The organism is Polyangiaceae bacterium, assembly GCA_015075635.1.
GTDB lineage: Bacteria > Myxococcota_A > Polyangia > Polyangiales > Polyangiaceae > JADJKB01.
Map to the genome: position 1 here is coordinate 3,088,572 of JABTUA010000001.1, position 21,131 is coordinate 3,109,702.

At 70.8% G+C, this 21,131-nt stretch carries 24 protein-coding genes; 9 read left to right on the plus strand and 15 right to left on the minus strand.

Annotated features, from left to right (window positions below; translation table 11 throughout):
- Positions 1 to 18: 18 nt before the first annotated feature.
- The gene (locus HS104_13975) at positions 19 to 840 is read right to left on the minus strand and encodes a lysophospholipid acyltransferase family protein (GenBank protein MBE7481078.1); all 822 of its coding nucleotides are present in this window, start codon (positions 838 to 840) and stop codon (positions 19 to 21) included.
- Positions 841 to 899: 59 nt separating this feature from the next.
- Positions 900 to 2,171: a tetratricopeptide repeat protein gene (locus tag HS104_13980; GenBank protein MBE7481079.1), complete on the minus strand. Its 1,272-nt coding sequence runs from the start codon at positions 2,169 to 2,171 to the stop codon at positions 900 to 902.
- Between the two features lie 226 nt (positions 2,172 to 2,397).
- Between HS104_13980 and HS104_13985 the strand changes: the two genes are divergently transcribed.
- Both HS104_13985 and HS104_13990 read left to right on the plus strand, forming a co-directional pair.
- Complete coding sequence (locus HS104_13985; protein ID MBE7481080.1) at positions 2,398 to 3,648, plus strand: hypothetical protein; 1,251 nt, start codon at positions 2,398 to 2,400, stop codon at positions 3,646 to 3,648.
- A complete protein-coding gene (locus tag HS104_13990) occupies positions 3,645 to 4,382 on the plus strand; it encodes a methyltransferase (GenBank protein ID MBE7481081.1) in 738 nt (245 codons plus the stop codon). Before HS104_13985 ends, HS104_13990 begins: the two co-directional genes overlap by 4 nt.
- Here the strand turns inward: HS104_13990 and HS104_13995 are convergent.
- The 5 genes from HS104_13995 to rpsP form a co-directional block, all read right to left on the minus strand.
- On the minus strand, positions 4,351 to 4,902 hold the full coding sequence (locus tag HS104_13995; protein ID MBE7481082.1) for an RNA methyltransferase: 552 nt from the start codon (positions 4,900 to 4,902) through the stop codon (positions 4,351 to 4,353). The two genes, HS104_13990 and HS104_13995, sit on opposite strands and share 32 nt — an antisense overlap.
- Positions 4,899 to 5,597 (minus strand): tRNA (guanosine(37)-N1)-methyltransferase TrmD, encoded by a 699-nt coding sequence (trmD, locus tag HS104_14000; protein MBE7481083.1) that lies wholly within the window; start codon positions 5,595 to 5,597, stop codon positions 4,899 to 4,901. The genes HS104_13995 and trmD overlap by 4 nt, the downstream gene beginning before the upstream one ends.
- Before the next feature lie 3 nt (positions 5,598 to 5,600).
- Complete coding sequence (gene rimM / locus HS104_14005; protein ID MBE7481084.1) at positions 5,601 to 6,101, minus strand: 16S rRNA processing protein RimM; 501 nt, start codon at positions 6,099 to 6,101, stop codon at positions 5,601 to 5,603.
- The gene (locus tag HS104_14010) at positions 6,098 to 6,334 is read right to left on the minus strand and encodes a KH domain-containing protein (protein ID MBE7481085.1); all 237 of its coding nucleotides are present in this window, start codon (positions 6,332 to 6,334) and stop codon (positions 6,098 to 6,100) included. Before HS104_14010 ends, rimM begins: the two co-directional genes overlap by 4 nt.
- 104 nt (positions 6,335 to 6,438) lie before the next feature.
- Positions 6,439 to 6,690, minus strand: a complete 252-nt coding sequence (rpsP, locus tag HS104_14015; GenBank protein MBE7481086.1) for a 30S ribosomal protein S16 — start codon at positions 6,688 to 6,690, stop codon at positions 6,439 to 6,441.
- Between the two features lie 173 nt (positions 6,691 to 6,863).
- Here rpsP and HS104_14020 point away from each other — a divergent pair, with 173 nt between their 5' ends.
- Complete coding sequence (locus HS104_14020; GenBank protein ID MBE7481087.1) at positions 6,864 to 7,130, plus strand: NifU family protein; 267 nt, start codon at positions 6,864 to 6,866, stop codon at positions 7,128 to 7,130.
- Positions 7,131 to 7,134: 4 nt separating this feature from the next.
- Here the strand turns inward: HS104_14020 and HS104_14025 are convergent, their stop codons facing one another.
- Positions 7,135 to 8,010 (minus strand): hypothetical protein, encoded by an 876-nt coding sequence (locus HS104_14025; protein MBE7481088.1) that lies wholly within the window; start codon positions 8,008 to 8,010, stop codon positions 7,135 to 7,137.
- A 238-nt stretch (positions 8,011 to 8,248) separates the two neighbouring features.
- Between HS104_14025 and HS104_14030 the strand changes: the two genes are divergently transcribed.
- From HS104_14030 to HS104_14040, 3 genes are all read left to right on the plus strand, one after another.
- Entirely contained in the window at positions 8,249 to 8,698 is a 450-nt protein-coding gene (locus tag HS104_14030; protein ID MBE7481089.1) for a hypothetical protein, read from the plus strand.
- Between the two features lie 5 nt (positions 8,699 to 8,703).
- Entirely contained in the window at positions 8,704 to 9,516 is an 813-nt protein-coding gene (map, locus tag HS104_14035; protein MBE7481090.1) for a type I methionyl aminopeptidase, read from the plus strand.
- A 170-nt stretch (positions 9,517 to 9,686) separates the two neighbouring features.
- Positions 9,687 to 11,339, plus strand: a complete 1,653-nt coding sequence (locus HS104_14040; GenBank protein ID MBE7481091.1) for a Fic family protein — start codon at positions 9,687 to 9,689, stop codon at positions 11,337 to 11,339.
- Positions 11,340 to 11,361: 22 nt separating this feature from the next.
- On the opposite strand, the gene HS104_14045 is transcribed toward HS104_14040, so the two are convergent.
- The 4 genes from HS104_14045 to HS104_14060 form a co-directional block, all read right to left on the minus strand.
- Entirely contained in the window at positions 11,362 to 12,750 is a 1,389-nt protein-coding gene (locus HS104_14045) for a TolC family protein (GenBank protein MBE7481092.1), read from the minus strand.
- Between the two features lie 37 nt (positions 12,751 to 12,787).
- Positions 12,788 to 13,939 (minus strand): diguanylate cyclase, encoded by a 1,152-nt coding sequence (locus HS104_14050; GenBank protein MBE7481093.1) that lies wholly within the window; start codon positions 13,937 to 13,939, stop codon positions 12,788 to 12,790.
- Positions 13,940 to 13,958: 19 nt separating this feature from the next.
- Positions 13,959 to 15,719, minus strand: coding sequence for a hypothetical protein (locus HS104_14055; protein ID MBE7481094.1), 1,761 nt, complete (start codon positions 15,717 to 15,719; stop codon positions 13,959 to 13,961).
- A gap of 100 nt (positions 15,720 to 15,819) precedes the next feature.
- Positions 15,820 to 16,515: a hypothetical protein gene (locus HS104_14060; GenBank protein ID MBE7481095.1), complete on the minus strand. Its 696-nt coding sequence runs from the start codon at positions 16,513 to 16,515 to the stop codon at positions 15,820 to 15,822.
- 334 nt (positions 16,516 to 16,849) lie between these two features.
- Between HS104_14060 and HS104_14065 the strand changes: the two genes are divergently transcribed.
- Positions 16,850 to 17,458: an SRPBCC family protein gene (locus HS104_14065; GenBank protein ID MBE7481096.1), complete on the plus strand. Its 609-nt coding sequence runs from the start codon at positions 16,850 to 16,852 to the stop codon at positions 17,456 to 17,458.
- Between the two features lie 53 nt (positions 17,459 to 17,511).
- Positions 17,512 to 18,024 (plus strand): hypothetical protein, encoded by a 513-nt coding sequence (locus HS104_14070; protein MBE7481097.1) that lies wholly within the window; start codon positions 17,512 to 17,514, stop codon positions 18,022 to 18,024.
- Here HS104_14070 and HS104_14075 read toward each other — a convergent pair.
- Together HS104_14075 and HS104_14080 are read right to left on the minus strand one after the other, a co-directional pair.
- Positions 18,002 to 19,594, minus strand: coding sequence for a hypothetical protein (locus HS104_14075; protein MBE7481098.1), 1,593 nt, complete (start codon positions 19,592 to 19,594; stop codon positions 18,002 to 18,004). The two genes, HS104_14070 and HS104_14075, sit on opposite strands and share 23 nt — an antisense overlap.
- 7 nt (positions 19,595 to 19,601) lie before the next feature.
- Positions 19,602 to 19,787 (minus strand): hypothetical protein, encoded by a 186-nt coding sequence (locus tag HS104_14080; GenBank protein MBE7481099.1) that lies wholly within the window; start codon positions 19,785 to 19,787, stop codon positions 19,602 to 19,604.
- Between HS104_14080 and HS104_14085 the strand changes: the two genes are divergently transcribed.
- Complete coding sequence (locus HS104_14085; GenBank protein ID MBE7481100.1) at positions 19,786 to 20,268, plus strand: hypothetical protein; 483 nt, start codon at positions 19,786 to 19,788, stop codon at positions 20,266 to 20,268. The two genes, HS104_14080 and HS104_14085, sit on opposite strands and share 2 nt — an antisense overlap.
- Positions 20,269 to 20,271: 3 nt before the next feature.
- Here the strand turns inward: HS104_14085 and HS104_14090 are convergent, their stop codons facing one another.
- Positions 20,272 to 21,021 (minus strand): hypothetical protein, encoded by a 750-nt coding sequence (locus HS104_14090; GenBank protein ID MBE7481101.1) that lies wholly within the window; start codon positions 21,019 to 21,021, stop codon positions 20,272 to 20,274.
- Between the last annotated feature and the right edge of the window lie 110 nt (positions 21,022 to 21,131).

The following is a 21,131-nucleotide window of genomic DNA, read 5'->3' on the forward strand; positions in this document are numbered from 1 at the left end:
GAAGCGCCATGGGTTTCCTCATCCGAACTCGAACCACTGGGTGGGGCAGGCCCGAACCGAGCGCTCCATCTCCCCGGCGGCGCGTGCGGCCGCCTCCCGAAGCTCGGCCGGCGTGGCGCGCTCGGGCAGCCGGATGGGCATACCCGCGCCGAGCTCGTAGTCCAAGTAGCCGGCGCGCCGGACGAAGAGCGGGACCAGCGGGACCTGGGCGATGGCCGCGAGCGCGAAGGGACCCTCGGGCATCGCGAGCTCGCGACCCAGGAACGGGACGCTCACGGCTCGGCCCCCGCGCGGCACTCGATCCAGCTGCACGGCTACGATGCCGCCGTCCTGCAAGTGGTGCAGGAGGGGCAGAGCGTCGAGCGGGTGCCCGCCGACGTGCACCACCCGCACCCCGGCGCGCGCGCGCACGGCGTCGTGCAGCGCGCGCGCCTCCGAGTCCGCCTCGGCTTGCATCGCGACGATCACGGGGCGCCCGAAATCCTTCGCGAGGAGCGGCGCTGCCGCGTCCCACGCGCCGAAGTGCGCCGTGCCGATGATCAGCCCGCCCTCGGCCGCGAGCAGGGCGCGGAGCTGGCCGTCACGAATACGGCGCCGCGCTCGCAGTACCTCGGGGCGCTCGCTGCCGAGCGCTTCCGCCAGACAGCCCGCGTAGCTGACGAAGGTGCGCGCGACGTCGAGCTGCTCCTCCACCAGGCTGCGCTTGCCCAGCGCGCGACGCAGGTTGTCGCGCACCTGCCGGCGCGCCGAGCCGAGCGCGAGCGCGAAGGCCACTCCGAACAGCGGCGGGCTCCACTTGAGCCACAGCTCGGGGCCGTGGCGCGCGCCGGCGTAGGCCATCCGGCGCCAGAACGCGCTCTCTGGCCCGAGTGCCCCGTTCGTTCGGGCTCGGTCGACCGTCACTTGAGCGCCGCGAGCTTCTTCTTCACGCTGGCCTTGTCCACGTTGCCTTTGGCAGCGACGAGCGCCTTCTGGTAGGCGCTCTTGGCCACTGCGCGGTCCTTGGCTGCGGCGGCCACGTCCCCGAGCAGCACCCAGCCCGGTCCGAAGTCGGCGAAGGACTGCGTGGCGCGATCGGCGAACGCGCGCGCGGTGGTGGGGCGGTTCTGCGCGAGGCACGCCTGGGCCGCGTGCAAGAGCGGCAGCGGGTTGTCCCGCGAGAAGCTGGCGGCCTTCTCGTAGGCCTCGATGGCCAGGTCGATGTCGCCCTTGCCCGCGATGGCGTCAGCCTCCGCGAGCTTGGCGAGCGCGTGGTTGCCGACGAGCTTGAGCGCGGTGGCGCTGACCTTGAGCGCCTCGTCGTAGGTGCCCTTCGCCACCAGCGCCAGAGCCAAGCCGGCCTGCCAGTCCGCCACCTTGGCGTCGATGGCGATGGCGGCTCGGAGCGCCGTCTCCGCTTCGGCCACCTTGCCTTGCTCCAGCAGCACGTTGCCGAGGCGCGCGTGCGCCGCGCCGTACTTGGGGCGGATCTTCAGCGCCTTCTCCAGGAGGGTCACCGCCTCCGGTCCGGCCGGTAGCGCCTCGGCGAGCGCGAGCAGCGGCTCCGGCTCTTCGGGCGCGGCTCCGACTGCCTTGCGCAGCGACAGGATGGCCTCGGCTCCCTTGTTCATGCCCGAGAGCAGCTCGGCGTAGTACCGGTGCGCCTCGTAGCGCGCGCCGTCCTTGGCGATGGCGGCTTTGAACGCCGCTTCGCTCTCCGAGTCCTTGCCGAGCATGCGCTGTGCGCGCCCCTTGGCGACCAGCGCGTCGTAGTCGTCCGACGACTTCTCGAGCGCGCGCTCCGCCGCGGGCAACGCCAGCGACGCTCTCTTCCACAAGAGGTGCGCTTCCGCGACGCAGGTCTCCCAGCGAACACCGTCGAGCGCCTTCAGCGTCTGGCACTCGCGCAGGGCGTCCTTCTGGCGGTTCCACGAGATCAAGGTCCGCGCAGCTTCCGTGCGCGCCGCCACGGCGAGCGGGCCCTTGGCCCTGAGCGCGGCGCCGCGCAGCACCTTGAGGGAGTCGTCGTACAGACCCGCTTGACGCAGCGAGCGGCCGAGCGACAGCGCCGCCTCCGGCTCCTTGGGCGGCTTCTTGGCGGCCTCCTTCAGGTCCTCCGCCGGGACCGCGCCGGCCACGGTGAACGCCAGGAGCCCTGCCCACACTGCCTTGATCCTTCGGTTTCCGTTCATGATTGCTCCGCCCCCGGCCTCGCCCCCGCGCCAAACGGCGGGGGAATCTGCCACCGAACGGCCCGCTCATCAAAGCGGCCCCGCTCGAGGCCGGCCGACTCCGGCCCAAATTGCATGCGACGCGCGGCGATTTTCGCTAAGTTTCAGGCAACCGCCGCCCCATCAGACGAGGGGGCGCGCGGCTTTCTTCATGTGGGCGGCGGCTCGGCTGCCCGAGAGGTGGTTCATGCGCAGCGTCAATCCGGTCCTCATCTGCCTGCTCGCGCTCGTTCCGTTGGCCTGCTCGGAGGAGCGAAACCCGGCGGAGACGGGCACCGGCGGCTCGGGCGGCGGGAGCTACGCCAACAACGGCGCCGGCGTGTGCGCGGGCTCGACCCGGCCGGCCAACGACGACTTCTGTCACGACACCTGCGTGGTCCAACCCAAGTGCGACAAGCGCCCGATCGACAGCTGCTGCGTCGTGGTCGGCGAGCCTGGCCAGAGCGCCGCGAACAAGTACCTGAAGCGCACCACGGACACCACGGAGTACGCCGACCCGAGCGGCGGACCGCCGAACCTGAAGTGCTTCGACCCCGACGGCTACCCCGAGAAGCCCGCCGCGAGCAGCGCGAAGGTCAAGCTCACTGGCCACCTCCGTCCGTTCGCCAACGGCGGCTGCGGCCAGTACGACCTGATCAACACCGAAGGCAGCGCGTGGTGCGCAGCCGGCAGCGGCTGTCCGAGCACCACCGCCCACGGCGGCGTCAAGATCGAGGTCTACACCGTCAAACGCACGCCCGGTAACCCGGACACCGACGGCGCCCTGGATCAGCTGATCGGCACCACGGTGGAGGCCAACGACAAGATGCCCCTGGTCGAGACGCCGGTGAAGGACTCCTGCGTGGACGAGATCCGCTTCGACCGCCAGTACGAGTACCCGGACGTGCCGATGAACACCGAGCTCGTGATCAAGACCTACGGGCCGGGCTGGGCGCCGCTCTACACGTACAACATCTACGTGCACGAGAACGATCCGGACTACGACGCCAGCGCGGGCACGTACACCTACAAGATCCGCGCGCTGGCCGAGGACGACTTCGGCACCATCCCGACCGTGGCCATCGGCAAGACGGTCACCGACGGCAACGGCGTGATCGGCGGAGAGGTGCACGACTGCGACAACATCCGGCTGCAGTTCGCCCGCGTCGACGTGTCGGCGAACCGACTGGCGCTCGAGTACTTCAACGACAGCGAGGACGATCCGCTGCCGCAGGGTAGCCGGCGCGAGATCGGCACCGGTCGAACCTCGCTCTACGCGGCCTTCGACATCCAGGGCGGCGGCGCCACGGGCACCTACGCCCGCGTCGCGGGCACGGGCCTCGTCCCGGAGGGGGAAGGTTCCAAGCTGGTGAGCTTGGGCTACTTCGACGTGCGCGTGTTTCCGGACAGCGTCACCAGCGTGACGTTGCGCGGCCTGCGCCCGTTCCAGCTCAAGTGAGGACCGCCGAGGACACCACCACCGACGCGCTGTTCGGCGGCACGCTCTCGGTGGTGCAGCCTCGGACCGGCTATCGCTTCAACGTGGACTCGCTCTGGCTCGCCGCGTTCGCGGGGCGCGGACAGGGCGTGCGCCAGGTGCTCGATCTGGGCGCCGGCGTCGGCGTCGTCACACTGTGCCTGCACCATCTGGGCGGAGTGAGTCGCGCCGTGCTCGTCGAGCGCGACGCGCGGCTGGCCGAGCTGTGCGAGCGCAACCTGGAGCGCGCCGGACTCGCCGCGCGTGTGCTTTGCGCCGACCTCGGGCGTGGCCTGCCGAAGGCGGCTCGGGAAGGCGCCGAGCTGGTGGTGGCGAATCCCCCGTATTTCGAGCCAGGCGAGCGGCGCCCCGCGCGCGCCGACCGCGAGCCGTCCCGCGCGGGCGCGCTCGCGCCGTTCGTGCGTGCTGCCGCGCTGGCGCTCGGGCACAACCGCTCGCGCGCCGCGTTCGTCTACCCGGCGCGGAGCCTTGGACGGCTGCTCGCGCTGGGCGAACGGAGCGGGCTCGTGGCCAAGCGCCTGCGCTTCGTCCACGCCTTCGCCGCGGAACCGGCGCGCGTAGCGCTGGTGGAGCTCCGGCGCGCGAAGCCCGGCGGCCTGGTGGTCGAGCCACCCGTCGTCGAGTGGCAGCGGGCCGGCGTACCCAGCCCGGAGCTGGCGCGGCTCAGCGCAGGCCGAGCAGGCGGTCGAAGCTGATGGCCGCGGCCGCGCGGACGCTCAGGTGGTTGAAGCCGTCGGCGCGCGGCGACTCGATGGGCGCGAGGCGCAGCGTCGCGCGACCGAGGATCCCCGGCGCGAGGCCCCACCCGGTCCCGAACACCAGGAGCACCGCCGGCCCGGGCTTCGTCAGGCGCGCGCGGGCGTCGGTGTAGCTGGTCACCCCCTCTGCCGCTTGCGCGCTCGTCACCCAAATCTCGGCTTCGCCGAGCTCGTCGAGTGCTCGGTCCAGCGACTCGACCACGCGCACGCACTCCATCGGCGGCTTTCGGTCGGGGATGCGCCGCGCCCCGCTGCCGGTCGTCCAGTGCTCGCGCACGCGGAGCGCCAGCTCGCGCTGAGCCGCCACGGGGTGCGCCACGAAGAAGTCGCCGAGCCCGAAGGTGAACGCGCTGCGGGCGATGTCGTGCAGATCGAGGTTCGTGATCGCCGTGGTCACCACGGCTCCCTGGCGGTCGAGCACCGGGTGGTGCGCGAGCAAGACCGCGACGCGCCTCACGCTTCGTCCTCGGGCCGGAGCAGATCCGGCCGGCGCTCGGTCGTCCGCTCGAGCGCGCGTTCGCGGCGCCAGGCCGCGATCTTCGCGTGGTCCCCGCTCTTCAAGATCTCCGGCACACCGAGGCCGCGAAACTCCGCCGGCCGCGTGTATTGCGGATACTCGAGCAGGCCGCCCCAACTCGCGCTGAAGGACTCCTCCCGGGCCGACTCGGCGTTTCCCAGCACTCCGGGCAGGAGCCGCGCGGTGCCCTCGATCACCGCCATGGCAGCGACCTCGCCACCGGTCAGCACGAAGTCGCCCAGCGAGAGCTCCTGGTCGACGAAGCTCGAGATGCGCTCGTCGAACCCCTCGTAGCGGCCGGCGATCAAGAGCAGCGGATCGCAGCTCGACAGCTCCTGGAGGTGGCGCTGGCAGAGCCGCTCGCCCCCCGGCGTCAAGAGCACGCGGTGCGCGCGCGCTCCGAGCTCCGCCTCCGCCGCCTCGATGGCCGCTACCACGCAGTCCACGCGCATCACCATGCCGGAGCCACCGCCGTAAGGCGTGTCGTCGATCGACAGGTGCTTGCCCAGCCCGTGAGGGCGAAGGTCGTGGGCAGACACCTCGAGCTGTCCGCCGTCGATGGCGCGCTTGACGAAGCTGGTGGCCAAGAACGGCGTGAACAGCTCCGGGAACAGCGTCACGACTGCGGCCCGCATGCCCTAGACCAACCCCTCGGTGCTCGACAGGACGACGCGCCCCGCCTGCGCGTCGACCGCCTCGACCCACGGCGCGCTCAGCGGTTGCTCGAGCACGCGCCCGTCGGGCAGGCGAACCGCCAGGCAGTCGACGCTCGGGTGGGTACGCACCTCGACCACCTCCCCCACGTGGCCGTCGGGGCCGACCACTTCGGCGCCGACCAGATCGGAGAGGTAGTACTCACCGGGCTCGAGGGGCGGGAGCGCGCTCCTGGGCACCGAGAGCGGCGCGCCCCCGAGCGCCGAGGCGGCGTCGCGATCGTCGATGCCGACCAGCTTGACGAGCACTCCGTGCGGCCCCGGGCGCGCCCACTCGACTCGGTAGGGCCGCGACGCGGCGCCCGCGCCGATCTCCACGCTCTCCGCGTCCAAGAGCGCGGTGCTGCCCTGCCAGTGCAGCCGCACCTTGAGCTCGCCTCGCAGGCCGTGGGGCCCGAGCACGCGTCCGAGCTCGAGCGTCTTCAATCGACGATGTCGAGGTGGGCGCGGCGGCCGAGCTTGGTGGAGGCAGCGGTCAAGATGGTGCGCATCGACTGAGCGGTGCGGCCGTCCTTGCCGATGACCTTGCCGATGTCGCTCTTGGCCACCTTCAGCTCGATGAGGGAGTTGTGGTCGCCCTCGATCTCGGTCACTTCGACCGCGTCGGGTTCGTCGACCAGCGCGCGCGCAATGGTGGTGATCAGTTCCTTGAGAGCCATGAGTGAAAGAACTCCGAGGTCGCTGGCGCGCTCGGGGCAGCGCGCCCGAAAAGGTGCTGGGAGGATGTCGAGGAGCGCGGACGAAGTGCGACCCGAAGCTTCACTCACCCGGCGGCGGGCGCCGGGTTGCGCTTGATCAAGCGCGTGACGGTGTCCGACGGACGCGCACCGCGCTCCGTCCAGTACGCCAGTCGCGAGCGGTCCAGCTCGAAGCGCACCGGGGTCTTCGTGGGGTCGAAGGTCCCGATGTTCTCGATGTGGCGGCCGTCGCGCGGTTGGCGGTGGTCGGTGACGACGATGCGGTAGAACGGCGCCTTGTTGGTGCCGTGTCGGGCAAGACGGATGGTAACCATGATTTCCTCTGAAACTTCGAATTGCGGGTCGCCCGGACCCTCGGAAGGTAGCACCCGGCGCCCAAGGCGCCAGCGAGTGGCCGCGACCGGTCAGGGGCCCGGCCGGCCAGCGGGGGCGGGAACGTAGAGTAAGGGTAGGAGGCAGGTCAAGCGCCGTGGTAGCGTCGCCTTCCTCGATGGGTGCTCGAGACGAAATCCTGCAAGTGGTGCGGGAAGTGCTGGCTCCCCTCGTCCGGGCCGACGGCGGCGTGCTGTATCTGGTGCGGGTCGAGGACGACCAGGTCCTGCTCCACCTCGGCGGCCGCTTTGCCGGCTGCCCCGGCAACGCGCTGGCGCGCCGTCAGATCATCGAGCCCGCGATCCGCGCGGTCGCGCCGCACGCCGTGGTCACCGTGTCGTCCGGCGCGATCGTGCCGCCGGGAGCCGAGCGCTTGGAGGGCTGAGCCGTTACTTGCCCTTGCCCTTGGGCTTGTTCTCGACCTTCTTGCCCTTGTTCTTCTCCTCCGGCGGCTTCTTCTCCTCCGGCGGGGGCTTGGCGGTCGCGGCAGCTACGTCCTTGTCGATGGCGTGAGGGTTCTTCGGCTTGTTGGGCCGGTGCTTCGGCAAGTTCGCGAAGATGATCGCGTCCTGGTAGACGAGCCCGATGATCGGCGCGCGGTTGATGGCGCGGATCACCGTCGTGCCGTCCGTCCAGAGCAGCTCCTCGAAGTTGCGGCCCTTGGGGAAATCCGGCTCGAGCTTGTAGGGCTTGGCGCCGAACTTCTTGGTCAGGAGCTCCGTCGCTTCTTCCCAAGTCTCGCCGTAGGGGCCGCCCTTGCGCAGCTTGTGCTCGTCGTAGACCTTCCAGAGCTTGTCGTCGAAGAAGAAGAAGTTCCGCGTGACGCCCGTACGCAGCGTCAGCTTGGTCATGCTCTCCTTGTTGCCGTAGGTGTACTCGCCCTTGAGCGCGCTGTAGTCGACGCCCGTCGGGAGATCGCCGAACAGGATCTTGTTGCGGCGGAGCAGCTGCTTCTTGTCCGCCACCTCGGCGTCGAGCGCGTCCATCGCGGGCCCCGGCTGGGCCTTCTTGTAGAGGGGCATGAACTCGTCGTCGAAGACCTTGTCGTAGACCTTCGCGAGCGCCTCGAGCGTGACGTTCCAGCCCAGGCCCTTGGGGGAGAGGCCCAGCTTGCCCTTCATCTTCGCGGGCCCGGTGGGCTCCGGCTCCTCCGCCTTCTTCTCCTTGGCGGCCTTGCCCTTCCCTTGGGCCGCGGCAGGCTCCGCAGAAAGGCCGATGGCGACGGCGCTGATCGTGGCGAGCATCCCGAAGACGCGGAGCTTCATTGGCTATCCTCCCGAAATCCTTGGTGGTGCGGTAGTGGGTGGCGGGACGCTATCACCGAAAAAGCCGAGCGCTCAAGCCACCGCTTTGCTTAGACGTTGGACGACCGCGGACGATGGAGCAAGCTCCGCGTGCCCGACCGCCATGCCCAACCTCCGCCCGCGACTCGCCGCGCTCGTGCTCGTGTCCCTCGCCGCTTGTGGCCCCCCGCGGCAGACCCCACCGGGTGGAGCTTCTGTCGTGAATCTGCCACCTTACACCGCTGCGGACGCTGCGCTGCTGGACGACCGGCTGAGCCCCGAGGTGTTCGGCGCCGAGGTGGATCCATCGGACCCCGTGGGGCGGCGGGCCGCGCTCGGCGACGGCATCGTGCGCGCCCGTCTCACCACCGTGACCCGCGACACCAGCGGACAGAGCGAGGGCTTCGTGCTGGACATCCAGCCCATTCCCCCGGCGCTCAAGGGCCCCGACATCTCCGAGCGCCTGAGCTTGACCATCCCGACCTCGAACCCGTCTTTCGCCTTCGTGAAGAGCTTCGAAGCGGAGCTGGTGGGCAGACCGGTGATCGTGATCTACAAACGCTTCTCCGAAGGCGGCCAGGCGACGTTGCGCTGGCACATCGAGGCCGAGAACCCGCGGGTGCTCCAAGCCGTCGATCGAGCGCGGATCATGGGAGAGCTCGGGCGTTGAAGATCATGGGATTTCGCACAGGATCGGTGGAGATCAAAGGGCCGAGGGAGATCGACCACATGCGGGAGGTGTGCCGGCTGGCTGCCGAGACGCTGTGTCTGGTCGGTGAGATGTTGCGCCCCGGCATCACGACCGAGGACATCAACCGCTTCGTCCACGAAGACACGCTGCGGCGCGGCGCGCGTCCTGCGCCGCTGAAGTACAAGGGCTTCCCCAAGAGCGTCTGCACCAGCATCAACGAGGTGGTCTGCCACGGCATCCCCGGCCCGCGGGTGCTCCAGGAAGGGGACATCATCAACGTGGACGTGACCCACATCTACAAGGGGTTCCACGGCGACACGTCGGCGACGTTCTACGTCGGCCGCCCGAGCGAGGACGCCAAGCGGGTGACCGAGGTCGCCCGGCGCTCGCTCGAGCTCGGCGTGGCGCAGGTCCGCCCTGGCGGTCGGCTCGGTGACATCGGCGCTGCCATCCAGGAGTTCGCCGAGGCGCAGGGCTGCTCGGTGGTTCGCGACTTCGTGGGTCACGGCATCGGCCGGCAGTTCCACGACGAGCCCAAGGTCAGCCACTACGGGACCTGGGGCCGCGGCATCCGCCTCAAGCCGGGCATGACCTTCACCATCGAGCCGATGATCAACCTGGGCGGCTGGGAGGTCGACGTGCTCGACGACGATTGGACCGCCGTCACCGCGGACGGCTCGCTCTCGGCCCAGTTCGAGCACACCGTGCTGGTCACCGAGACCGGGGTGGAGGTCCTGACCGCTCGCACGGAGGTCCTGGCCAACAGCGAGATCTTCCCGAGCTACTTCGGGGCCTAGCCTCGACTCGGGGAAATCGAGACCTGACGGGATCTGCTCGGCGCCGAAGCGCGGAACACGAGCCTGGAAGTGAACGAAGCCTGTTGACGGAACGCGTCCCGCGCGACTAGCGTGCAGGCCGACTTTTTCGCCCCGCATGACTCGCTCTGCGCGCGGCCGAGGCTTCGGCAATGCCGGCCCGCACCAAGAAAAAACCAAACAAATCCGCCAAGAAAGCTCCGGCGACCCAGAAGAAGGCGCGAGTGCGTGCCAAGCCGGCCCGCGCCACGCCCCGTCCGGCCAAGCGGCCGAAAATCAAGGTCAAGCCGAAGGCGAAGCCCAAGCCGAAGCCCAAGGTCAAGGTCAAGCCCAAGACCCGCGGCCCGGCCAAGAGCGCCCAGGCGCTCCGCAAGCAGCGGGAGCAGGAACGGGCCCGCGCCCAGAAAGAGCGCGAGCGCGAGCGCGCGCAGCGGGAACGCGAGCGCGAGCGCGCCCAGAAGGAACGCGAGCGCGACAAGGCTCGCGCCCAGAAGGAGCGCGAGCGCGCCCAGAAGGAGCGCGACAAGGAACGGGCCCGCGCCCAGAAAGAGCGCGAGCGCGCCCAGAAGGAGCGGGACAGAGCGCGCGAGGCGGAGCGCAAGGCCCGCGAAGCGGAGCGCGCTCGGCAGAAGGAAGACGCCCGTCGAGCCCGGGAAGCCGAGCGCCTGGCCCGCGAGGCCGAGCGTGAGCGGGTCCGCGAGGAGGCCCGGCGCGTCAAAGAGGAAGAGCGAGCCCGCCGGGACGCGGAGCGCGAGGCCTACCGCAAGGCCAAGGAGGCGGAGCGCGAGCGCCTGAGGGCGGAGAAGGAGGCGGCTCGCCGCGCTCTGGAGGGGCGGGTCGCTCGGGCGACCAAGCGCGCGCTGCGCGCGGGCGCCAAGGCGTCCACGACGCGCGTGTACCGCCCCGACGCCATCCCGAATCAGGCCGGGACGACCCGGCGCGCCGAGCCGGGCCAGCTGCCGCGGCCCATCGTGCAGCGCCCCGTCGCGCCGCCCCCGCCGCCCCCGCCGCCTCCACCGCCTCCGCCGAAGGAGCCGGTGCCGCAGAACATCGAGGAGCGTTACGCCTCGGTGCTGAAGCGACTCGGCGAGGCCGAGCAGTCCTTCCGCGACGAATACGCCGAGAGCCTCGAGATGTCGTGGGTCTACCACGACAGCGCGCTCGAAGGCGTGGTCTACACCTACCAGGAGCTACGCACCGCGATCGACCCTTCGGTGACCGTGGTCGCGGACTCGAGCCTGCAACCCGTGGTGGACGAGATCCGTCGCCACCGCCAGGCCCTCGCCTTGGTGCGCGACCTGGGGGAAAAGAAGCGCGCGCCGCTCACCGTGGACACGGTGAAGAAGCTCTACCTGACGCTTCACCCCGACGAGGGCGACATCAAGAACCTCAAGTACCGGAAGGACATCCCGCAGCACCGGCTGTACTTCCACGAGTACGCGCCCCCAGACAAGATCGCCTACAAGGTCCGTCAGGTCATCGACTGGCTCAACGGCCCCGAGCCCAAGAAGATCAAACACCCGATCCGCATCGCAGCGCGCGTTCACTACGACCTCTTGCGCGTGTTCCCGTTCTCGAACGACAGCGGCAAGGTCGCGCGCATGTTGATGAACGTGATCTTGCTCCGCGCCGGCCACCCGCCGGCGATCGTCCACTCGACGGAGCGCCAGCGCTACTACGAGGCGCTGAAGAACAGCCTCCCGACGCTGATCCAGATGATCACGGAGTCGATCAACAACGGCCTCGCCAGCGTCGAGAAGCGCCTCGACGAGCACGACACGCGCGTGCGCTCGTTCGGGGGCTGAGCGCGGCCCGAGGCTCGCCGGGTCACTCCACCGGCGCGATCGCGTCCCAGCCCGTCGCCTGCGACAGCTTCGCGATCGCGATGTTGTACTCGTACACCGCGCTCATCTGCGAGAAGCGCTTGAGTGCGTACTCCTTGGCCGGTGAGACGATGTCCTCGTCGTCGAAGGTGCCGACGTCGATGCCCTGCTGCACCTTGATCAACCACTGTCTGGCGTAGCCCTGCGCCCGGGTATAGGCGTCCACTCGCTTGGCGGCGTCGGTCGCCTCGGCGAAGGACTGCTCGACCTCGGTCCCTACCCCGCCCAGGGCGTAGCGCTCGGTGGCGCGGATCTCCTCGAGCTGCGCCCGAGCCTGGGCCACGCGCGCGCTCTGCGGCAAGAAGTCCAGCTTCCACTTCAGCGCCAGCGCGGCGCCGTACATGAAGCGGTTCGCGCTGTCGTTGACGTAGGGGTTGGTCTGGTTGGTCACCTCCGGAGCCCGCGAGTAGCGGGCGCTGAGCCCGAGGCCCAAGTCCGGGAAGTAGCGCGACTGCTCCAGCCGGACCTGAGCCTGCCGCGCCAGCACGCCGGCTCGCGCCATGTTGACCTCCGGCCGGAACAAGCGGGCGGCGTCCAGGTAACGACCGAGCGGCGCCAGCGTGTGCCGGACGCGGGTGAGCGGCTTGTCCGGGACGTCGAGCGGGCCTTTGACTCCGGTCAAGAAGCGCAGCCCCGCCAGCGCGATGCGTTCTTGCTTCTGGGCCTCGCTCTCCCGCGCCTCGAGCTCGGCGCGGTACATCTTCAGCTTCAAGAGCTCGATGTCGTCCCCTTCCCCCGCGTCCACGCGCGCCTCGAGCCGCCCAAGGTGTTTGTCGATCTGCTTGGCGGCCTCGCGCACCAAGGCCAGGGAGTCCCGCGCGAGCAGCACGCCGTAGTAGGCCCGGCGCACCGACAGCTTGACGTCGTTCTTCTCCTTCTTGACCTCGTGCTCGCCGACCTTGATCTGCGCCTCGGCGGCGTCCCACAGGTTGCTGATCTTGCCGAAGGTCCAGAGCGGCACGACGCCGTCGATGCCCATCTGCCACGCCAGCGCCATGTTCGAGGTGAGCGCCACGTCGGTGTTTGGGCTGTAGACGCTGGTCCCGCGCACGGTGGGTGCTGGGCCAATGCCGCCGGTCAGCGTCCACTCGCTGAAGGGCGCGGTGTAGGCCTGAGACGCTTGCGCTTCCTTGTTGCGGAGCCGCGCCTTGGCCTCGCTCACCTTGGGGTAGTTCTGCTCGGCCAGCTCCAGGCAACGCCTGAGCGTGTACACCGGGGCCCGCGCCGGGAGCGCCGAGCTCACGCGCGGGGGTGGCTTCGCCGGCTCCTCCGCCCGAGCGACGACCGACCACAGGAACGCGCCCGCGAGCACGAGTCCGGTCAGGCGGCGCATGGGCAAGGAGCCTAATCGAATTCGGGGCGGCGTGGGCTCAGCTCCGCTTCCCGCTCGGGCGTTCCGACGGCCGGCGGCGGCTGGGCGGGCTCGAGGGCGTGCGGCTCGGCGGCGGCGGCAGGCTCGACGGCACCAGGCGCGTCGAGCGCGGTGGCCGGTCGTCGGCGGTCTCCTTGGCGCTGGGCCCGACCACCGGCGTGTACAGGTAGCCGTGCTGCTGGAACACGCAGATGCGGTTGCCACCGTCACGCTTGGCCTGGTGCAGCGCCGAGTCGGCGGCGCGCAGGAGCGAGTCCTTCGAACGTACGTCGCGGGACGGGTAGAGAGCGACCCCGATGGACAGCGTGACGCGCATCGGCCCGGTCTGGTCGCCGAAGAAGGGGCGCTCCGTCACGTCGCGCCAGATGCGCTCGGCCACCGTGACCGAACCCGCGAAATGGGTGCTGGGCAGGACCAGCAAGAATTCGTCGCCGCCGAAGCGCGCCACCACGTCCACCTCGCGCACGCTGCGCCGAACCACTTCGGCCACTCCACGCACGACGTTGTCGCCGAGCGCCCGACCGCCGGCTTCGTTCAGCCCCTGCAGGCGATCGACGTCGATCACCACGCAGGCCAAGGGGTCGTGGTAGCGCTCGGCGCGCTTGAACTCCTCGCCGAGCCGCGTGTGCAGGTAGCGGTAGTTGTAGAGCCCGGTGAGCTCGTCGTGCACGCTGAGCTGCTCGAGCTTGGCCTTGGACTTCGTCACGTGGTCGTGCAGCTTCTTGATGCGCAGCATGGCCTCGACGCGCGCCAGGAGCTCGCGTTCGTCGAACGGCTTTCCGACGTAGTCGTCGGCGCCGATGCGCAGACCGTCCACGCGGCTCTGCGTGTCGGTGCGCACCGTGAGCAACACCACCGGCAAGAAGCTCTCCTGCGACATGCTCTTGATGATGCGGCACGCCTCGAGGCCGGAGAGGCGCGGCATCAGCACGTCCAGGAGCACCAGGTCCACGCCGCCCTTGCCCACGCGCTCGATCACCGCCTGGCCGTCCTCCAGCGCTTCCACTGCGTAGCCGTTGCTGCGGAGCAGCGAGGCCAGGTGCTCGCGCGTGAGCCGTTCGTCGTCGGCGATCACGATGGTCGAGCCGAGCACGCTGCGCGGCCCGGCCGAGGCCGGCGGCTCACTGATTCGCGGCTCGGGCTCGGGCACTCGCTCGAGACTAGCCCCCTCAAGGCATCAGATCGAGGGTGACTTCGGCGTCGAGCCCGTCCCGGCCGACGCGCTGACCGGTCCGCCCCAGCACGGCGAAGCAGCCGCACGGGTGCCGGTAGGCGAGCGCCACGCGCCAGGCCAGCCAGCGCGCCCGGGTCACGTCGGCCTCCGTGGCGAAGACCGTGGCGATCTGCCGCGTCCACGGCACGCCGAGCCGGGAGCCAGCCGACCACCCCGAGCCGTCCAGGAACGGGCGAACCGTGCCGTCGAAGTGATCCACGAGCAGCGTGCGCGCCGCCACCGGTTCCTCGTCCAGGCTGCCCGTGGCGTGGCTCTCGACGTGGAGGCCGTCCGCGCGCCCGACCCTGAGGCGGCCCGCGGCGTGCAGCGTGCGCTCCGAGTCGGGCCGCGCGGCGCTCTCGCCGGCGGCGCCGACCCACTCGCTGTCGAGCGCGAGCCGAGCGGCGGCCGCCGGCTCGAGCGCGCCGTCGAGGTCCCCCACGCCGCCGGCACGGGCCTCGACCTCCAGCGCTTCGCGGGCGCCGAAGCGACCGAGCGCGCTGTCGACCCCGAGCGCTGCCAGCGCGAGGCGGCCGGGCGGCGCGGCCTCGAGGGCGCTCGAGCGGGGGACCTCGTCGCCGCGAGAAGCCGCCGCGCGCACGCCCACGTCCAGGAGCGGCTCCACCCGGTGAACGAGTGGGTCGAGCCCGCCGCCGAAGGCGCGCGCGAGCGGCAGGCTCGCCTGGGCGCGAGCGCCCACGAAGGCCGAGCCGCGCGTCGCCGCGTCGTTGCCGGCGAAGACGGCGTGCTCGTCCAGGCGCACGCCCAAGAAGAGCGGCCCGGCGTTGGTCGAGGCATCGAGCAAGGCGTGGTGAGCCAGGAGGCTCTCGGCCGGCAAGCCTCGCTCCTTCACGCTGCTCGCCTCGACGAAAGCATCCATGCTGCCGGTCCTGCCGAGCGCATCGCCGAACCCCAGGCTCGCTACGGGCCCGACGGCTGCCCGCGCATCGATGGCGGCGCCGCGTTCTGAGCCGAGGGCGGCGCCGAGCGAGCCCACGACGCCCGCGCCGGCCGCGCCGACGCTCGCGCGCGCGTGATCGAAGCGACGCGCCGCTGGCTCGAGGTCGAGCGTGGCGGAGAGGCCGCGCTCGCCGCGCAGCGCATCGATTCGGAACGCGCCCACGGCCCCGCCGCGGCTCGCCGACGACCCGTGGGCGTCGACGGCGAGCAGGCTCCGGTCCAAGTGGTCCCAGCGCACGCGGGTGCTGGTGGTCGGGGTGGTCAGCCGCGTGTCGACCTCGACGCCACCCTCGAGGTAGCCCGCCACCGAGACGTCGGCGGCGGAGAGCGTCGCTCCGCGCCGCCCGCCCAGCGGCACGTGGACGCCGGTGCCCACGAGCAGGCCGTCGTCGCCGCGCCAGGCGAGCCGGGGCGGCAGCAAGCCCAGCCGATCCGGCGAACGCAGCCACAGGATCGGCGTCCAGAACACCGGCACGTCGCCCAGCCGCAACGTGGCGTTCCGCACGAACAGATCGGTCGGCGGCGCGACGACCGCGCGCTGGAAGCCAAACGAGAGCGGCGCGTTCTCGCAGGGACAAAACGCCACTCGACCTTCGCCGTCGATCTCCACGCCGCGCGCGGTGCGACGCAAGGTCAGCCGCTCGCTGGTCAGGCGGTAGCGATCGACTCGGATCGTCACCCGGCGCGAGAGCTCGAGCTTCATCAGCTCGGGATCGAGCTCCACGTGCCCCGCCTCGAAGTCGACCCAGTAGGGCACGGGCCCGGCCTCTTGGGCCAGAGCACGCGCTGGCCCGAACACCGCGAGCCCGAGGAGCACGGCCGAGGCCCGAGTCCGGCTCACACGCGCTCTTCGACCCTCACTGGTTGGGTCCGCGCTTCGGTGCAGTCTTCGTGCCCTTGCCCGGGAGTACCTTGCCGGTGCCGCGCGTCCGGCGCGAGTCCGGCGCGAAATCGTCCCGCGCCGCGTAGGACCGCTGGGCCTTGGGCAGATCGACGTAGAGCACCATGCTGCCGCCCGGACCGTCCACGACTCGGTGCTTCACCACCACGTTCTCGCGCAGCTCGAGCACCAGCTGCGCGCCGGTCGCGTCGGGCTTGAGCCGCGCTCGGGCCAGGGGCGTGTCGAAGAACTCGGTCACCAGCGCGTTGGTGTTGTTGCGGACGTTCACCTGGGCGCCGACCAGCGCGAAGGACGTCGCGGCGGCGCTGACGTTCACCTTCTTCGTGACGTGGACCCAGAGCTGGCTCGAACCGTCGCCGAGCATGCGGAACCCGGGGAACATCGCGATCGGCGCGTTCGGATCGAGCTTCTTCTTGGGCCGCCACTTACCCGCCTTCACCGGCTTGTCCGTCCAGGAGTAGCCGGGCGTGGTGGTGGGCTTCTTCTCCTTCTCGTCGGCGGCGGCATCTGCGCCCTTGTCGCCGGGCTTGCCCTCGGCCTTCGCATCCCCCTTCGCCGGTGCGGGTCCCGGCGCTTTGTCCTGGGCCCCGGCGGTGGTCGCCGCCAAAAGGAGCGCAGCCACGGCTCCCGCGTTCCTGGTGCGCACGCGCATGCAGAGCATTGGAGCACGCCGAAAGCGGGCCGGCCACCTTGTGGCGATCCACCCCCGAGGGGTGTGGCACGCCTGGCCCACCCGGCGTAAACGGATGGATTCTCCGCGACCCCGCTGGCACACGCCCCGCCGCCCGCCGGCCCGCCGACCGCCGCATAAACCCGCGTGACGACGAGAGATGCGCTTCGGCACTCGTCGTGGGCACGCGATGTGCAGGGCTTCCGGGCGTGACCGACGGACTTTACGGAACTCGCCAGAGCGGTCACGCTGGAAGCAATTTCGCTTTCCGGCCGTATGAGGCGAAGAGCTGCTTCTTGGTGAGGGAGACCGGGAAATGAACACGCGACACACCCTGACGGTTCTGATGGCCACGCTGAGCCTTTCGCTCTTCGCGCCGAGCGCCGGCGCCGAGCCGAACGACGAGGCCAAGCGCCTGATGAAGCTCCGGGACGCGGAGCGCTACGAGGTCGACTCCGGCAGCGCCAAGGCGGGCGCTGCTCGCGTGCACGTCGCCGCCCCGGTCTCGCACGTGAAGAAGACCATCTCCGACTTCAAGAATTACTCCAAGTTCATCTCCAAGTTCGACAAGGCCAAGGTGGTCGGGCGCGACGGCGACAAGACCGACGTCTACTTGCAGGTGCCGATCCTCAAGGGCGCCGCGAAGATCTGGGCCGTCATGCGCTTCGAGCCGATCAAGACGGTGAACGGCGAAGAGGTGCTCGAAGGTCACATGGTCAAGGGCAACGTCAAGCGGATGGACGCGCGCTGGCGCGTCAAGAAGATCGACGACGACAACACCCAGCTGCACCTCGAGATGACGATCGTGCCGAACATGCCTGTGCCGGGCTCCATCGTCACCGGGCAGGTGAAGTACGCTGCCGACGAGGCGGTGATGGGCTCGCGCAATCGCACCGAGAGCGATTGGAACAAGAAGAAGAAGTGAGCGACGGCTCCCCACGGGGAGCGAGGCGAGCTCCGCGCTGCGGGGCTCGCCTCTTGGCTTTTGTCCTCTGCGCGGGTTGCGCGAAGACCCCCGCCCCCGCCGAGCACAGACCGCCAGCGAGCGCGAGCGCGAGCGCTCTGACGAGCGCCGCTCCGAGCGCCGCAGCCGCCCCGCCCCGCTGGCTCGGCGACGGCTGCCACGCCGGCGTCGGCACCAGCGGCACGGCGCTCGCGCGAGCCGAACGCGTGGCCGAGGCGTGCGCGCCCGGAACGGAGCCGCTCGGCGAGCCCAAATCCCTCGACGGCTCGGGCGAGCTCCGATTTTCCCTGCCGGATGCCGCGTGCGTGCGGTTGATCGCCGTCGCCGAGCGGGCGGACGCCGACGTCAGCCTCGTGCTCCTCGACGCCTCGGGTGACGCGCGCGGAGAGGACTCGCTGCCGGGCTCCATCGCCCTGGTCGGGCCGAGCGGTCCGGTGTGCTTCGGCAGCGCCGGCGCGCTGACCGCGAAGGTCGGGCAGACGCCGGGAGGCGGCGCGGTCGTCGTCAGCGCTCGGCGCGCGCGCTGACCGGGCGAGCACGCGAGAGCGACCAGAGCACGACGCCGTCGCGCCGGACCTCGGCGATCCGCTCGCCACCCGACGCCGCGCCGCGCTCGAGCGAGAGCTCACCGCCCGCAGCGAGGGTCACGCGGGTGCGCAGACGACGCGCCTCGAAGAGCCAGCGCCAGAGCTCCGGAGACAGGTCGGCTGGCGCCGACAGCGTCACGCTCGGAACCCCGAGCGCGTCGATACGGCTGGCGAGAGCGCCGAGCTCGCTGCCATCGCCGAGCGGCAGCACGGCGCGGCGGCTACTCGGGACGAGCGGGCCGGCGCTCGAGCCCGCCGTCGGCGCGCGGAGCAGCACGACCACCCCGAGCGCGCCCAGCGTGGCGGCCTGGAGCACGCTCCCGGTGCGCGGCGAGCCCGTGGCGCGGGCCAGGCGCTCGAGCCCGATGGCCGAGAGGAGCGCGACGAAGGGCATCACGAGCTCCACGCGCGGCGGGAAGGTCGTGAGCACGTCCGGCGTCAGCGCCGGGCCGATCAGGCCAAAGCCGATGACGAGGACCGCGAGCGCGCCGACGGCGTGCCGCTCGGGCCGAGGCCGTCGCGAGCCGGAGGCGAAGCGCCGCGCCAAGAGCTCGTGGGCGAGCACGCCCAGGCCGACGAGCGCCGCGAGCCCGATCGCGAGCGGCAGCGTGTGCCAGAGGTGAGTCCAGGCGAAGCCCCCCGGCACCGGCAGGCGGTCCACCACCCGTCCCGCGAGCTCGGTCCGCGCGATGCTCGGCTCGAGCGGCGCCAGGAAGAAGCGAGCGATGGTCGCCGGGGTCGTCTTCCAGAGCCCGGGCCGGAGCAGCAGCAGCACCAGCGGCGCCACGGGCACGGCGACGAGGACGAGCGCCGGCATCGGGAGTCGACCGCGCCGGAGCAGGCGCCGGAGGCTCGATCGACGCGCCCAGGCGAAGTGCAGGAGCATCAGCGGAAGCACCCAGAGCACCGCCAACGACTGCGCAGCGCCGAAACCCAGGAGGACGGCGCCGAACAGCGCCCAGCCGAGCGTGGAGCGCGCGCCCGGCGCGCCGGAGCGCCCCGGGCCCATGGCGCGCACGTGGGCCGCGAGCACGAGACACACCAGCGAGGCCACGAGCGCGCCGTCGCGCTGCACGACCACCGCGTGGCCGAAGCGCGGCATCACCAGGCACGCGAGCGCGCCGACGACGCCGGCGCCGCGGCCCCGCGACGGCGTGAGCATCAGGTGGACGGAGAGCGGCGCGAGCGCTCCGAGCAAGAGCCACGGCAAGCGCATCGCCGTGAGCGGATCGAGCACGCCCAGACGTCCCAAGCTGAGCTTCGACCAGGCGCCGGCGAGCACCAAGAGCCCCGAGTCGAGCGTCGCGCGGTGCTCGGGCAGGAGCAACACCGAGAGCCCGCCGCTCGCGACTCGCTTGATCAGGTCGCCGCTCCGCTCGATGGCGGCGAGCGTCCCGAGCTCGTCCTGCGCGGGCCCGGTCTGGCGCGACAGGTGAACCAGAAGCCCGAGGCCGAGCACGTACACCGCCAGCGCGAGCAGCACGGAGCGGAGGAACTCGGTACGCGCCACCGGACAATCACCTCCCGAGCAGCGTCGACAGCGACTCCGCCACCGCCACCACCACGATGGCCCAGGAGAAATAGCTCAAGCTGCGCCGTCCGCGCTCGGTCACCCGCTGGCCTTTGCCCGGGTCCCGGCGGCGCCGCAAGCTCCGCGCGAGGTGATTGGCGAGCGCCCCCGGGACGTGTACGCTTCCGGCCATGCGACTCGGCTCTTTCGTCACCGTCGCCTTGCTCGCGACCTCGGGGGCCACCGGCTGCGAGTCAGCACACATCAAGGACGCCTACGTGTCCCTCGACGGCGAGGGCCGCCGCGTGCCCGAAGACGCCTGCGTACGCCCCACGAAGCTGGATGGGGCGAGCCCAAACCACTACTGGGTGTTCATCGAGCTCTTGAGCTTCAAGGAGGACACCATCCTGACGCCGGTCTTGCGGAACACGGGCGAGAGTCGCTACATGGCGTGGACCGAGACCGAGCCGCAGTCGGACGAGCTGCTCGAGTACGGCAACCTCGCGCCGGGCAAGGGCGACTTCGAGATCTCCTGGGAGCAGCTCGGGCCGCCCGTGGGCGACCAGAAGTTCGGTCCGCTGCCGGAGGGGAAATACGCCTGGGAGTTCTACCTGGACGACCACGGCTCGCCGGACGCGGTCGTGGAGTTCGCGGTCAGCGGCGGCTGCAAGTAGCGCCTACTCGTCCTCCGCCTTCATCTTCTTGATGATCGCAGCGTAGCGCTTGTCCTTGCGCAGCGGGCCGAACTCGCTCTGGGTGCGCGAGCGGCGAATCCAGTCGTCCAGCGAGTTGTGCGAGCGCAGGAACTTCGGTCGCCGGAGCGACTTGGCGACCTCCAGCGATTTCTCGAAGTTCTGCACGCACTGCTCGACGTCGTTCTTCAGGCAGTAGCCGCGCGCCAGGTGATAGAAGACCTCCGCGCTGTTGTCCCAGTTCTTCTTGGCGATGTCGAGGTGACGAATCGCGTCGTCCTGCGAGCGCTTGCGCAAGAGCGCGTAGGCGACGCCCATGCGCAGGTAGTAGTGCTCGTACTCCGGCAGCGCGCAGCCCTTGTCGTGGAGCTTCTCGGCCTCTTCGTAGAACGGGATGCTCGCCTCGGCGGCCTCGCTCTCCTTCAAGCCCTTGTCGAAGAGCGCGGCGTCGCCGCGCCACACCCGCACCGTGGCGCTGTTCGGATACTGCTTCATCAGGTGCTCGAGCAGGCGCTGGGCGGTCTTGTAGTCCTTGTCCTTGAATGCGGTGACCGCGGGGCGGAACTCGCCCTGACCGGGGTCCATGCTGGTCCCGCCCGGGCACACTCCCGGCGTCACCGTCGTGGCGGTGGGCGCGGCCACGGGTGCCGGCGCAGGGTTGTCGGACTTGCTCTTGCAGGCCAGGAGCGCGGCGAACAGCAGGGCGAGCGCCGCGGTGCGGTCGAAGGCGGTCATCGCCCGCATCAAACGTCGGCTCGGCGCTTCCTGCAACGCCACGCGACGTGCCGCGCGCCTTGCGCGGCGCGTCAATTCGTGGCCCAATACCGGGCCTTCCAAGGTCCCAT